At 43.1% G+C, this 13,849-nt stretch carries 10 protein-coding genes; 9 read left to right on the forward strand and 1 reads right to left on the reverse strand.

Annotated features, from left to right (window positions below):
- Positions 1-12 precede the first annotated feature (12 nt).
- The 5 genes from R50345_RS08350 to glnA all read left to right on the forward strand — a co-directional run bounded on the left by R50345_RS08350 (position 13) and on the right by glnA (position 6,181).
- Positions 13-702 (forward strand): response regulator transcription factor, encoded by a 690-nt coding sequence (locus R50345_RS08350; protein WP_042125657.1) that lies wholly within the window; start codon positions 13-15, stop codon positions 700-702.
- Position 703: 1 nt separating this feature from the next.
- A complete protein-coding gene (locus R50345_RS08355; protein WP_042125658.1) occupies positions 704-2,152 on the forward strand; it encodes a sensor histidine kinase in 1,449 nt (482 codons plus the stop codon).
- A gap of 60 nt (positions 2,153-2,212) precedes the next feature.
- Positions 2,213-3,169 carry a 4-hydroxy-3-methylbut-2-enyl diphosphate reductase gene (locus R50345_RS08360; protein ID WP_042125660.1) on the forward strand — a complete coding sequence of 319 codons (957 nt, stop codon included), beginning with the start codon at positions 2,213-2,215 and terminating at the stop codon, positions 3,167-3,169.
- 258 nt (positions 3,170-3,427) lie between these two features.
- Positions 3,428-4,474 carry a 3-deoxy-7-phosphoheptulonate synthase gene (aroF, locus tag R50345_RS08365; RefSeq protein ID WP_042125662.1) on the forward strand — a complete coding sequence of 349 codons (1,047 nt, stop codon included), beginning with the start codon at positions 3,428-3,430 and terminating at the stop codon, positions 4,472-4,474.
- Positions 4,475-4,756: 282 nt separating this feature from the next.
- The gene (gene glnA / locus R50345_RS08370) at positions 4,757-6,181 is read left to right on the forward strand and encodes a type I glutamate--ammonia ligase (RefSeq protein WP_042125664.1); all 1,425 of its coding nucleotides are present in this window, start codon (positions 4,757-4,759) and stop codon (positions 6,179-6,181) included.
- Between the two features lie 222 nt (positions 6,182-6,403).
- Here the strand turns inward: glnA and R50345_RS08375 are convergent, their stop codons facing one another.
- Entirely contained in the window at positions 6,404-7,438 is a 1,035-nt protein-coding gene (locus R50345_RS08375; protein WP_042125666.1) for a LacI family DNA-binding transcriptional regulator, read from the reverse strand.
- A 376-nt stretch (positions 7,439-7,814) separates the two neighbouring features.
- Here R50345_RS08375 and R50345_RS08380 point away from each other — a divergent pair, with 376 nt between their 5' ends.
- The 4 genes from R50345_RS08380 (at position 7,815) to R50345_RS08395 (ending at position 13,801) form a co-directional block, all read left to right on the forward strand.
- Positions 7,815-9,182 carry an ABC transporter substrate-binding protein gene (locus R50345_RS08380; RefSeq protein WP_042125668.1) on the forward strand — a complete coding sequence of 456 codons (1,368 nt, stop codon included), beginning with the start codon at positions 7,815-7,817 and terminating at the stop codon, positions 9,180-9,182.
- Positions 9,183-9,303: 121 nt separating this feature from the next.
- Entirely contained in the window at positions 9,304-10,197 is an 894-nt protein-coding gene (locus R50345_RS08385) for a carbohydrate ABC transporter permease (RefSeq protein ID WP_042125669.1), read from the forward strand.
- Positions 10,197-11,033, forward strand: coding sequence for a carbohydrate ABC transporter permease (locus R50345_RS08390; RefSeq protein WP_042125671.1), 837 nt, complete (start codon positions 10,197-10,199; stop codon positions 11,031-11,033). The genes R50345_RS08385 and R50345_RS08390 overlap by 1 nt, the downstream gene beginning before the upstream one ends.
- Before the next feature lie 29 nt (positions 11,034-11,062).
- Entirely contained in the window at positions 11,063-13,801 is a 2,739-nt protein-coding gene (locus R50345_RS08395) for a GH36-type glycosyl hydrolase domain-containing protein (protein ID WP_042125672.1), read from the forward strand.
- Positions 13,802-13,849: the final 48 nt, after the last annotated feature.

Genomic DNA, 13,849 nt, shown 5'->3' on the forward strand with positions numbered 1-13,849 from the left:
GGGGGCTGCTTGATGCGACCGAATATTCTAATTATTGATGATGATGAAAAAATTATTTCCATGCTGCGCCGAGGGCTAGCCTTTGAAGGTTACGATGTAAAGACTGCGGTGAATGGAGCGGATGGATTACGAGCGATTCTGAGCAGTGATCCGGATGTGGTGATTCTGGATGTTATGATGCCTCAGGTAGACGGATTTGAAGTTTGCCGTCGTTTGCGAGAAGGGGGCAGTAATGTGCCTGTTCTAATGCTTACGGCGAAGGATGAAATTGAGCACCGTGTGAAGGGGCTTGATCTGGGTGCGGACGATTATTTAGTAAAACCATTTGCACTGGAAGAATTACTTGCCCGGGTACGTGCGCTACTTCGGCGTAAGAGTGAGCAAAGCGGAGGCAGTGAGCAAGCGGTTACTTATGAGGATATTACACTTGATGTAGATTCACGCGAGGTCACACGTGCAGGTAAGAGACTGGAGCTTACGGCGAAGGAATTCGAACTGTTGCATTTGTTTATGCAGAATCCGAAACGTGTGCTTTCGCGGGATCTGATCATGGATAAAATATGGGGTTATGATTACAGCGGTGAATCTAATGTACTTGAGGTATACATAGCTATGCTACGCCAAAAAACGGAGGAGCATGGCGGTAAACGCCTCATTCAAACGATCCGGGGTGCCGGTTACATTCTAAGAGGTGACAACTAACATGTCTATAAGATTGCGGCTGACTGCTTGGTATTCAGGGATTTTGGCCGTTATGCTGCTGGCCTTATCAGCCGCAATTTACGGCTTTGTCTATTTTAATACGTATGGTGACTTGAAGGATCGTCTAAGATTGCAAGCTGAGCAAACGAAACCTTTATTTAGTTACGATGTCTTCAACGGAGAGTTGAAGCTCGGTGGAGTGAGACGTCCTGAAAACTCCAACATGTATACACAGATTTATACTTATGGAAGCAAAAGCCTGTCGCAATCAACGAACATGATTAACTTTGGCTTACAGTTTGATTATCCTCCTCAAGATAAAGCTGTAAAGGGTTTTCGTAACGTAGTTGTAGACGGTAATCAGTTTTTGATTTACGAGATGCCTATCGAACTAGAGCATTATAATAATAATCCAGTGGCAGTATTACAAGTCGCTGCCTATGTGAGCGAGCAGAATAAGCTATTGGAGCGTTTGAAAAATATATTGCTTGTCGGGTCTTTTGCTACCTTGATTGCGGCATTTACCTTTGGATTATTCCTGGCCCGTAAAGCGATGAGTCCGATTGGAAAAGTTATTGAGGCTACAAACGGGATTCAGACGGGGAATGACCTAAGCTCCCGTATTGAATATGATGGACCTCCAGATGAAATAGGTCGCCTAATTGAGACCGTCAATAACATGCTTGGGCGTATGGAAGGATTCTACACTGAGTTAGAGGATTCGTATGCAGCACAGCGACGATTTGTTTCCGATGCATCACATGAGCTGCGGACGCCGCTGACAACCATTCGCGGGAATATTGATCTGCTGCAAAAAGTATGGGAGATGGAGCCGGGTGAAGGGAAGATGAGCGAGGCTGAAATTCGCCAGCTCTCGATGGAATCGGTGAAGGATATCGCGGACGAGTCTAAACGTATGAGCCGGCTGGTATCTGATATGCTCTCACTTGCGCGTGCTGATACAGGGCGAACCTTCGAGATAGAACCGGTGGCACTGGAACCAATGATGACGGAGATAGCGCGTCGGGCGTCATTTCTACCTCGTCAAGCGGAGTGGGTTACAGGGGATATGTCCGTCTTAAATGGTAAATATGTTGTGGGTAATAAAGATTATTTGCAACAAATGTTGTTTATTTTTATTGATAATGCTTTTAAATACACACCTTCCGGTGAGGTGAGTTTAGATACAATTTTCTATCAGAATCAGGTTGGTATTCGAATCACCGATACGGGGATAGGTATGGATAAAGATGAGGTTCCATATATTTTCGACCGTTTCTATCGTGCAGATGAATCACGTGGAATTACGGAAGGAATTGGGCTTGGCTTATCTATTGCTAAATGGATTATTGACGAACATGGTGGGTCTGTGGAAGTTGTTACGCGCCAAGGCGAAGGAACTACTTTTGTGATCTGGTTGCCGCTTCTCTTTGCTCCGCCGCTGGAATAGGGTATAATTTAAAGTGTGCCCTATTACAGAAGTCAACGAAAGCAGAAAGTTGGTGAAGTCATGGAAGTCATTAAAATTTCTCCCCGGGGATACTGTTACGGAGTAGTCGATGCTATGGTAATGGCACGGCAGGCTGCGCAAAATCTCGATCTTCCCCGGCCGATTTATATACTGGGCATGATTGTTCATAATAGTCATGTCACGAATTCGTTTGAGGACGACGGCATTATTACCTTGGACGGTCATAACCGTCTGGATATTCTCGATAAAGTAGATAGTGGAACCGTTATATTCACTGCTCACGGAGTTTCTCCTGAGGTACGCAAGATGGCTAGGGATAAAGGATTGACTACTGTTGATGCTACTTGTCCTGATGTGACCAAGACACATGATCTCATTCAGGAGAAGGTCGATGATGGCTATGAGGTTATTTATATCGGCAAGAAAGGCCATCCGGAACCGGAAGGTGCTGTTGGCATTGCGCCAGAACATGTGCATTTAATTGAAAAAGAAGATGAGATTGCAACTCTGTCCATCCCTTCTTCACGGATTGTAATTACGAATCAGACCACTATGAGCCAGTGGGACATTAAAAATATTATGAAAAAGCTTCTAGAGACCTTCCCAGGTGCCGAAGTGCATAATGAGATATGTATGGCTACTCAGGTGCGTCAAGAGGCTGTAGCCGAGCAGGCGGGCCAATGTGATCTAGTGATTGTCGTTGGCGATCCACGAAGCAACAACTCTAATCGTCTGGCACAGGTGTCGGAAGAGATCGCAGGTGTTCCGGCCCATCGGATTTCTGATATCTCTGAACTAAACACAGAGTGGCTAAAGGGTGTAAATATTGTTGGGGTTACTTCGGGCGCATCTACACCGACACCAATTACCAAAGAAGTTATTAATTATTTGGAGCAGTACGATTCCGAGAATCCCGAGACATGGGAGATCAAACGTACAGTGAATATGGCGAAGCTACTTCCTCCAGTTAAGAATAAGAGCGCAAGTACTACTTAATGCGTTAGCGAACTTATATATTTGTGCTTGAAGAAGCGCTTAATCTCGTCTATCGGGGTTGAGCGTTTTTCTTTATAGAAAAAACGGTTTCATCTTCTAAATCAGGAAATAGGATTGACGATAATGGATTTTTGGGGTAAAATCGCTTTATCGGTTAAAAGCATAAAAGCTTAAAAGCTTAAAAGCGAACACGCGTCGTAGTGCGAGTGTATTCAGCGGAATTATTATAAATTTTAAGTGCAGAGAGGAAGTTATAAAATGATCGTCATTACATCCAATCAAACGCCAGAAGAGCAGGTTAAAGATATTATCGCAGTGATCGAAAGAGAGGGCTTGCAGGTACATCTCTCCAAAGGTGCAGATCATACGGTTATCGGATTAGTAGGAAGTGTTACGCCTAAGCTTGCAGAGCATTTGCGGCAAATGAAGGGTGTGGAGAACGTCGTGAAGATCTCCAAGTCCTATAAGCTGGCTAGCCGTGATTTCCATCCAGAGGATACCATCATCGAAATCAAGGGTGTGAAGATTGGCGGAGAGAATCTGGTGATTATGGGCGGTCCTTGTGCCGTGGAGTCTCCAGAGCAGATTGATGAGATTGCCCGTCTAGTTAAAGCTTCAGGTGCGCAGGTACTGCGTGGAGGCGCGTTTAAGCCCCGTACAGGTCCATACAGCTTCCAGGGTGTTGGTGTAGAAGGTTTGACTATGATGGCTGAAGCAGGAAAGCGTCATGGCCTGTTGACCATTACAGAGGTAATGACACCAGAGTATGTGGATATTTGTGCAGAACACGCGGATATTCTCCAGGTGGGTACACGAAACATGCAGAACTTTGATTTGCTGCGTAAGCTTGGTACTTGTGGAAGACCTGTCCTTCTGAAACGCGGCTTCAGTGCAACCTATGATGAATTGCTCAATGCTGCAGAGTACATTTTGGCAGGTGGAAATAAGGATGTAATGCTCTGTGAGCGCGGTATTCGTACGTTTGAGACTTACACTCGCAATACACTGGATCTATCGGCTATACCGGTTCTACAAAGCTTGAGTCATCTTCCGGTAATTTCTGACCCGAGTCACGGCACTGGACGACGTGAATTAGTTGAGCCTATGGCTAAAGCTTCTGTTGCTGCGGGTGCAAATGGTCTAATTATCGAAATGCACACAGATCCGGACAATTCCATGACAGGTGATGGTGTTCAATCGTTATTCCCTGAACAGTTCGATAATCTACTTAAGGATCTGGAAAAGCTTGCTCCGATTGTTGGACGTAAGTTTTCAACTTCGCCAGAAACCGTTTCGGCACTATAATTTTTAATTATATTACTACCTTTGAAGTCCTACAAACCGCGGTATAGCGGGATAGTAGGGCTTCTTTGCTGTTGGATAAGTTAAAGATGGTATGAATTTAAGCAAAAATAACGGATTTCACGAAAGCGTCAGAATATCTTACATAGTTGCAAGAAATACCTGACATAAGCATTGACGATGTTAGGTATGAGATTTATAATGACGACAGCAAATAAAAATAAAACAAGAACATTTGCATACTGTGAGGGGCTTAATGTTCGGAACTTGGGGGAGGAAAAATTCATGTCGGTTGAAAAAGTGTTGCAAACAATTAAAGAAAACAATATCGAGTGGGTAGATTTTCGATTCGTAGATTTAGGTGGCCGTGCTCACCACATTTCTCTGCCTGCTTCTGAAGTGGAAGATGAAACTTTTGTAAATGGGGTAGCATTCGACGGTTCTTCCATCAAAGGATTCCGTGGTATTGAAGAATCAGACATGGTTATGATGCCTGATCCGAACAGTGTTTTCATTGATCCGTTTACAGCTCATCCAACGCTGAACGTAATGTGCGACATTTTCACTCCTGATGGCGAACGCTATGAGCGCGATCCTCGCGGTATTGCTGTGAAAGCAGAAGAATTCCTTCAAAAGAGCGGAGTTGGTACATCAGCATTCTTCGCACCTGAGTCTGAATTCTTTATCTTTGACGATGTTCGTTACGAGAGTGGTATGAACAGCTCTTCATTCTTCGTAGACTCTGAAGAAGCGGCTTGGAATACGGGTCGTAAAGAAGAGGGCGGCAACATGGCATTTAAAGTTGGCGTTAAAGGTGGATATGTACCTGTAGCACCTGTGGATTCCCAACAAGATATTCGCAGTGAAATGTGCCGTTTGCTTGCTGAAACTGGATTGCGCATTGAGCGTCATCACCATGAAGTGGCAACTGCAGGCCAAGCGGAAATTAACTTCCGTTTTGATACCTTGAAGAAAACTGCTGATAATCTCATGACTTATAAATATATTGTGCAAAATACTGCACGTCAGTACGGTAAGGTAGCGACTTTCATGCCAAAACCACTGTTTGGTGATAATGGTAGCGGAATGCACGTGCATCAATCGATCTTTGATGGAGATACTCCTTTGTTCTACGAAAAAGGCGCTTATGCTAACTTGAGCGAAATGGCTCTTCACTATATCGGTGGTATTTTGTACCATGCCCCAGCCTTAATCGCTTTGACTAACCCAAGCACCAACTCGTTTAAACGTTTGGTTCCTGGCTATGAAGCACCGGTTAACTTGGTATACTCCAAGGGAAATCGTTCTGCTGCAGTTCGTATCCCAGTAGCAGCTGTGACACCAAAAGGCTGTCGTATCGAGTTCCGTACACCGGATTCCACGGCTAACCCTTACTTGGCATTCTCGGCAATGCTGATGGCAGGTCTGGACGGAATCAAGAATAAGATCAACCCACAAGAACTGGGTTACGGTCCTTTGGATAAGAACATCTACGAATTGTCTGATGCAGACAAAGAAAAGATCCGCAGCGTTCCAGGTAGCCTGGGCGAAGCGCTTGATTCTTTGGAAGCTGATTATGAGTTCCTAACTGAAGGTGACGTATTTACTAAGGACTTCATTGATAACTATATTGCTCTGAAACGTTCCGAAGCTCAAGAGGTTGCAATTCGTGTTCATCCACATGAATATTCTCTGTACTTCGATCTATAAGATTTCTTAAGTAATAAAGCATCAACAAAAAGATGTTCCTGAGCCATTTACTTGGCTGTTGGAACATCTTTTTTTGTTGTTTCAGATATATAGGATTCCAAGTAAACGAGGACATTATTGGCCATTGACATGGCTTTAGATGTCCTCGTTTTTTTTGCCTGTATAGTCCAATATTTTGCCCCATATCTCTACTTTAGTTCAGTAAAGGTAACTCTAAGGAGGTTACGCTAAACCCCGCTCAGAAGCGCCACAGGATTCTCTTATGATGAGCTCTGGCTCCACGCTAAAGGAGCTCGTGCCAGATTGATTGTTTATCAGATCATACAGCATTAACGCGGCTAGGCGACCGATTTTATCTTTATTTTGTTTAATCGTAGTCAACAGTGGTGTTGTGTAATTACAAGCTTCGATATCGTCACAGCCAATAATTGCGACGGTACCAGGAACAGCGATAGAAGATTCCTTAAGGGCACGCATTGCCCCGATAGCTAGCTGATCAGACGCTGCGAAGATCGCTCTGGGTAAATTTCCGTTCGCGATCATTCTACGCATGGTTTCATAACCGCTGGCTTCAAAGAAATTGCTTCCGTTTAAGAACCAGTTTTCGTTGATCGGTAGTCCTAAATCTTCAAGCGCTTTGCGGAAACCACTTTCACGAATGTTGGAGATTTCTGATTCTGAGGAGCTGCCGATATAACCGAGTTCTCGATAGCCTAATAAGTAAAAGTGTTCGACTACCTTAGTGGACATCTTGAAATTATCAGACATGATATAACCCGAATTGTCGCCTGATAGCTTTAAATCTACGCCGATGCAAGGGATAGAGCTATTATCTAATTCGCTGATAGAGGTTTCTAGCTCTTGTCCGGAAATAAGAAGGCAGCCATCTACATTAAAATGCAGACAACGGGCAAGATAATCATTAGTGTCACCACTTTGAAATTTTTCGTTAGAGAAAAAGATAAGGTCATAACCTAGCAGTCCCATTTGTTTTTTGAAGGAGTTTAGGACTTCGATGAAAAAAGGATGGGTAAAGTCAACATTCAGCATTCCTGCAAATATAACACCAATTAGATTCGATGATTTTGTTGCTAATGTTTTTGCTGAATTGGAGGGAGTATATCCGGTTTCTTTTATGATTTGTTGTACCCTAGTCTTCGTATCTTCCGAAATATCGCTGTAATTATTAATGATTTTGGATACTGTCGAAACAGAAACCCCAGCGATTTTCGCGATTTCTTTGATGTTATAGGCCAAATTAAGTCCTCCTTATAATGAGAAATACTCCGTAATCTATGATAAAAGTGTAGTTGAGTCAGAATTTTCTATGGGTTTCAAATATGAGTTACGAAACGTTTTCGTAAATGATTTTATAATTATATAGGTATATAGTCAATGGGATATTTGGTGCGTAAATGGGAAGATCCTTGATATTAAAGGGTTTTTGAGTGTTTTTGTTAAAAATGGGTTCGAAAATAAAGAATAAAAAAAGACTTTACAAAGATATATAACGATGTAATAATAAAAACAACGAAACCGCTTTCTGTTATATTTTCGATTATATTACGAAAGTTTAGGAGCTAACACAAGGTTTCGTAAAAGGTCATAACAAATCATCTGGGGGGTAACAAAAATGGTAAAGAAGCTTTCTGCGGTATTGTTGAGCTCGGCGCTGGTGCTCTCATTAGCAGCATGTGGAAGCGGCAACAACACAAATGGTGAGGCTACTCCGGGCAACGGAACAAATAAGCCTGCATCTGGCGATAAGAAAGTGATTAAGATCTTGCATTGGAAACAAGAAAACATTAATAAAGCCATTACCGAAATTAATAAAAAGTTTGAAGAAAAGTATCCGGAATACAAAGTGGAGTACACGACCACGGGTCCGGATGATGAATTTAAACAAGCACAAAGAGCGAGAATTACAGCTGGTGACGTAGACGTCCTTGCCGATTTGTCCGGTATGAGATTGTCTCCGAAAGATTGGACACCGGGTGCGAAAGTGCCAGACTGGCAACAATGGATTGATTCCGGTTTGATTGCTGATCTGAGCAACGAAGCTTTCGTTAAAAACTACAATGCGAATGATATTGCTAAAGCGGGTACTTACAATGATAAAGTGTATGCGATCCCAACCGGTAAAGTAGCGATGTCAGGTTTCTTCTATAATAAAGAAATTTTTGAACAAAACGGGTTGACTGTTCCAACCACATGGACAGAATTCATCAGTGTTCTAGATACTTTGAAATCTAAGAACATCGTACCTATCGTAGTGGCTGGTAAAGATGTATGGCCTTTGAAACTGCCAGTGTTCGGCTTGCAAGCTAAGATTCTAGGCGGCGGCGACCAACAAAAATGGATTGAAGGCGTTTGGAAAGGCACTTCGGCGTTCAACGATGCTGGGGCTGTAGAAGTATTGGATAAAATGAAGACCCTTCAAGATAACTACATCATCGATGGTTTCTTGGGTATTGACTATGCAACAGCACCTTCGTACTTCGCAACAGGTAAAGCAGCTATGATTGCTGACGGAACTTGGGATGCACCTACGATCGCTGCGGCAAATCCTGATGTGAAATTTGGTTACTTCCCAATCCCAGCTACTGAAGATGCAGCTAAGAATGCTTCTCTTGTCGGTAAATACGATGTAACTTGGTATGCAGCAGAAAAAGGTCCGAACAAAGAAGGGGCTTTGAAATGGCTGGAATTCTTCTCTGAGCCAGAAAACTACACTGAATATGTTAAGGCTGCTGGGTTTGTACCAACACAAGATAACATTTCAACTGGCAGTGACTTCATTGATAACGAACTAGCACAATACATGGCAGAAGACTTTGAACTTGCCTATGAAATCATAATGATTAACCGCGACAATGTAGGCGAGCACATTGCTGCTGAAGGTGTACACACTGAATACCTAGCACCAGGTGGCGAATTCAAAACCGCTAAAGAACTTGCAGATGTACAACAAAAAGAATGGGAAGCAGCAGCTCCTAAATAAGCTGTTATCCCAATAAACAGACATCTACAACATACTGTGCAACATCATGTACTACAACTTCGGGGTCTGTTCGTACAGACCCCGATGATTTTATTGAATTAGGATTGGGTAGGTGAGAGAAATGTATCCGTTCGGAAAAGGTATAAAACGATATTTACCACTTCTGCTGCTTATGATTCCATTATCGTTGTATGTTGTTTTTTATTTTGGGCCCTCTATGATGACGGTCATCTATTCATTTACAGATATTACTAACGTTCCTGGAAGCAAGTTGAATTTCGTAGGCCTTGACAATTACTACAGCGTTTTTAACTCCGGAAATTCAGGCGAACGTTGGGATTCCATTATACGAACTGTTTATTTCATGATCATTGTTACAATCGTACAGAACGGTGTCGGTCTCCTTATGGCCGTAGTTATTAATCAGAAGCTGAAAGGCGATTATTTTTATCGCGCAGTTTTCTTTTTACCGGTTGTCCTCGGTGTATCGGTAGTTGCACTGGTATGGGGCTTGATGTTCGATCCGCTTAGTGGTCCTGTCAATCAACTGTATGATTCATTGTTCGGTTATAAAGATATGTTCTTTGGAAGCTTCACCCATGCGTTTGGTTATATTATATTTACGCAAATTTGGATGTACATGGGTTACTCCATGTTAATTTTCCTTGCAGGCCTTCAATCCGTACCGAAGGATCTGTATGAAGCTGGATATATTGATGGAACTACGAAGTGGCAATCTTTTAAGAACATTACGTTCCCACTTATTGCTCCATCGTTCACCATTAATATTATTTTGTCCATTATCGGTGCGATGTCCACCTTTGATATTATTCTCGCAACTACGGACGGTCGCTTTAACACAAGAACGATGGCTTATGACGTGTATAAAGAGACGTTCCGTGGTTCTCTTCAAATGGGACTTCCTTCCGCGCTTTCGGTGGTACAGTTCCTAATGATTCTGGTCTTCGTTGTATTTGCAGTTAAACAAATGCGTAAGAGAGAGGTGGAATATTAATGAAAGATTCCAAAACCGCCAAAACTCTCTCCTATATTCTGATTGCAGTATTGCTTGTTTTGTATATCATGCCGCTATTGTTTGTAATAAACATTTCATTCAAGTCTTTTTCAGATTACCTGCTAGACCCGATCGGACTTGTGAAAAGTATTCAATGGGATAACTACAAGGAAGCTTGGTTAAAAGGTAATTTCTCTAATTATTTCATTAACAGTTTGTTGTACACAGGCGTAGCGACAGTGCTAACACTAATCGTTTCGTTATTCGGAGCTTTCCCGGTAGCGAGAAATTATGTAAAGTGGAGCGGATTTATTTATTTGTTCTTCTTGATGTCACAATTCTTGCCTAATCCTATGGTTGCACAGTTCAAATTAATGCTTACCCTGAAACAAGAGCTTGGATTTGTGGGTTATGATACGAAGCTAGGTTATATCCTCCTAAAAACAGGGGGAACTGGTATCGTCTTCATGATGTTCGTAGGTTATATTAAAGGAATCAGCCGTGAGATGGATGAAGCTGCGGGCATGGATGGTGCTGGATATATGCGTTATCTGTTCCAGATCATTATGCCATTGATGAAACCTGTTATCGCAACAGGTGTTATCCTTACGGCGATTACGATTTGGAATGACTTTGTAGGTCCAATCATGTATTTGCCAAGTCCGGAACATTATCCAATTACCTTCGGGCTTAAAGAATTCCGCGGTCAATACGGGAATAACTGGCCTATGTTGGCGTGCGGGATCATGATCGTATCGGCACCACTTATCGTCCTGTACACCTTTATTCAAAAGTATATTGTTGACGGTGCATTGGCAGGTGCGGTTAAAGCTTAAGTAGTTGTGTAAATGAGAGGATGGGGACAATGGACCGTAAAAAAATTCATGGCTTTGAATTCACTGGAAAGGATGGGGAGTTCAAGCTTCAGCAACCGGATCACAGTAGTTTCTTATACTTCCCTCTAGTAAATGAGGGGGGGATGATGTCGACCGTTACTCCTAAACTTCATGGACAGGCGACGACAGGTCATAATACATTTTTAACACCGCCATTATCTGTTGAAGATTTGCATAATTCCCGTGCTTCACGTAATTTCTGGGTATACGTCGAAGGCAAGGGTGCTTGGTCTGCAGCAGGAAATTCGGCTAAGCAAAACGCAGCGTTCTACACTTCATCTGCTGATGAAGCAGTGCTTGAGGCTGGTTTTCTATGGCATCGGGTCACTCGCAGTAACTCTGAGATGGGTGTCACAGCTGAGATTACTAGCTTCGTACCTAGAGGTAACGACAAGGTAGAACTAATGAAAGTTACATTGACGAACATTGGAACAGAGAAGATTACTCTTACACCAACAGCTGTAGTTCCATTGTATGCCCGTTCCGCAGATGATCTGCGGGATCACAGACATGTAACATCCTTGCTGAACCGGATTTACACTTCAGCATATGGTGTTGAGGTTCAGCCTGCACTTTCTTTCGATGAACGTGGTCATCGCGTTAACCATACCTCTTACGGTGTATTTGGAGCGGAAGGTGACGGAAGTCAGCCTGTTGGTTTCTTCCCGATTCAAGAGGAATTCATCGGCGAAGGTGGAAGTCTTGACTGGCCAGAAGCGGTTATTCTGAATACTACGCCAGAGATCAGTAAAGGTGGAGGCGTGGATAGAGAGGGTTATGAAGCAGTCGGTGGCCTCCGGTTTGCCTCAATTACCTTGTCTCCTGGTGAAAAACATTCATATGTCGTAGTTATGGCAATTGATAATGATAGAATTAACGTTGAAGCGTTGATGAATAAATATGGAGCATCTGAAGCTTTTGATCAACTCCTAGAGGAGACTAAAGCGTTCTGGGCAGATAAAGTGAATATGGTTGAATTCCATACCGGTGATTCGGATGCGGATCAATGGATGAAATGGGTAACCATTCAACCGGTCCTTAGAAGACTCTATGGTAACTCCTTCTTACCATATCATGATTATGGAAGGGGCGGACGTGGCTGGCGAGATCTTTGGCAAGACTGTCTGGCACTGCTTATTATGGAACCTGCCGAAGTTCGCAGCCTACTCTTCAATAATTACGCTGGTGTGAGAATTGACGGCAGTAACGCAACTATTATCGGTCAACAACCAGGCGAATTTATTGCTGACCGTAACAATATTCCTCGAGTATGGATGGATCATGGGGCCTGGCCGTTCTTAACAACGATGCTCTATTTGGATCAGAGTGGTGATCTTGATTTCTTGTTGCAAGAACAGACTTATTTCCGGGATACTTTTATGAGTCGTTGTAAGGAACGTGATACTTCTTGGGATACCTCTGCAGGCAGTGATCTTAGAACAGCTTCTGGGGAAATCTACAAAGGTACAATTCTGGAACATATTTTGCTGCAAAACCTGGTTCCGTTCTTTAATGTAGGGGAACATAATAATATCCTGCTCGAAGGTGCGGACTGGAATGATGGTCTCGATATGGGTGCGGATCGCGGAGAGAGTGTGGCTTTTACATCTTTCTATGCTAGCAATCTATTAGATATTTCTCGGATGCTGCGTACCCTTAAGACTTCTAAAGGGCAGGAAAAGGTTGAGTTGGCAGAAGAGATGCAGCTGTTGCTGGATACGCTTAACGAGCGTGTGGATTACGGTTCTATATCAGGCAAGCATGAGAGATTGGATCGATATTATGCCGCGGCACCAAATAAGGTGAGTGGAGTTCGTGTATCTCTAGATATTGAAAAAGTGGCTGATGATCTGGAACAAAAAGCGGAATGGATATTTAATCATTTGCGCAACAACGAGTGGGTACAGAGTGAGAATGGCGATGGCTGGTTTAACGGTTATTATAATAACGATGGTGAACGGGTAGAGGGAGAATTTTCTGAAGGCGTTCGGATGACACTTACGGGTCAAGTATTCCCGCTTATGGGTCATGCAGCAGCTCCGGAGCAAATTCCACACATTATTGCTGCTGTAGATCGTAATCTACTAGATGACAAGATCGGATACAGGCTTAATTCCCGTTTCGGAGGGATTCAGCAGAATCTGGGTCGTGCTTTCGGCTTTGCATTTGGTCATAAAGAAAATGGGGCCATGTTCAGTCACATGACGATCATGTATGGAAATGCGTTGTATAAACGAGGTTATGTAAAAGAAGGTCATAAGGTTCTCGAATCTCTTTACAACTTGAGTACAGATTTCGCAAAAGCTCGTATCTATCCAGGGATTCCTGAATATATTAACGAGCAAGGCAGAGGAATGTACACATATCTAACAGGCTCGGCAAGCTGGCTCTTGCTAACCATGGTCACTGAAGTATTTGGTGTGAAGGGTAAACTGGGCGATTTATTGCTAGAACCTAAGCTAGTAAAAGAACAATTTGATTCCGAGGGGAAAGCATCCATTAAGACGATCTTTGCAGATCGTGAGTTTGAAGTGGTCTATAAAGCCACAGGAAGCTTTAATTACGGAGAGTACCAAATACACTCCGTTACCTTAAATGGCAGTGAGGTGACGCTGCAGCGCGGCTCAGGGAGTGCGATTATTCCGCGTGAAGATCTACTCGCTCTGCAGACAGAGAAGCGTCACGTGATTGAAGTGACTTTGGCGTAATCATAACTAGATTTTATTAAAAGCGTCTGCACCGTTAAGTATAGCGGC

Origin of the sequence: Paenibacillus sp. FSL R5-0345 (assembly GCF_000758585.1) — a bacterium.
Taxonomy (GTDB): domain Bacteria; phylum Bacillota; class Bacilli; order Paenibacillales; family Paenibacillaceae; genus Paenibacillus_AQ.

Excerpts from the sequence above, each read along its gene's own strand:
- R50345_RS08385 (WP_042125669.1), top strand. The coding sequence starts at position 9,304 with ATGTATCCGTTCGGAAAAGGTATAAAACGATATTTACCACTTCTGCTG.
- R50345_RS08390 (WP_042125671.1), top strand. The coding sequence starts at position 10,197 with ATGAAAGATTCCAAAACCGCCAAAACTCTCTCCTATATTCTGATTGCA.
- R50345_RS08360 (WP_042125660.1), top strand. The coding sequence starts at position 2,213 with ATGGAAGTCATTAAAATTTCTCCCCGGGGATACTGTTACGGAGTAGTC.
- aroF (WP_042125662.1), top strand. The coding sequence starts at position 3,428 with ATGATCGTCATTACATCCAATCAAACGCCAGAAGAGCAGGTTAAAGAT.
- R50345_RS08350 (WP_042125657.1), top strand. The coding sequence starts at position 13 with ATGCGACCGAATATTCTAATTATTGATGATGATGAAAAAATTATTTCC.
- glnA (WP_042125664.1), top strand. The coding sequence starts at position 4,757 with ATGTCGGTTGAAAAAGTGTTGCAAACAATTAAAGAAAACAATATCGAG.
- R50345_RS08380 (WP_042125668.1), top strand. The coding sequence starts at position 7,815 with ATGGTAAAGAAGCTTTCTGCGGTATTGTTGAGCTCGGCGCTGGTGCTC.
- R50345_RS08355 (WP_042125658.1), top strand. The coding sequence starts at position 704 with ATGTCTATAAGATTGCGGCTGACTGCTTGGTATTCAGGGATTTTGGCC.
- R50345_RS08395 (WP_042125672.1), top strand. The coding sequence starts at position 11,063 with ATGGACCGTAAAAAAATTCATGGCTTTGAATTCACTGGAAAGGATGGG.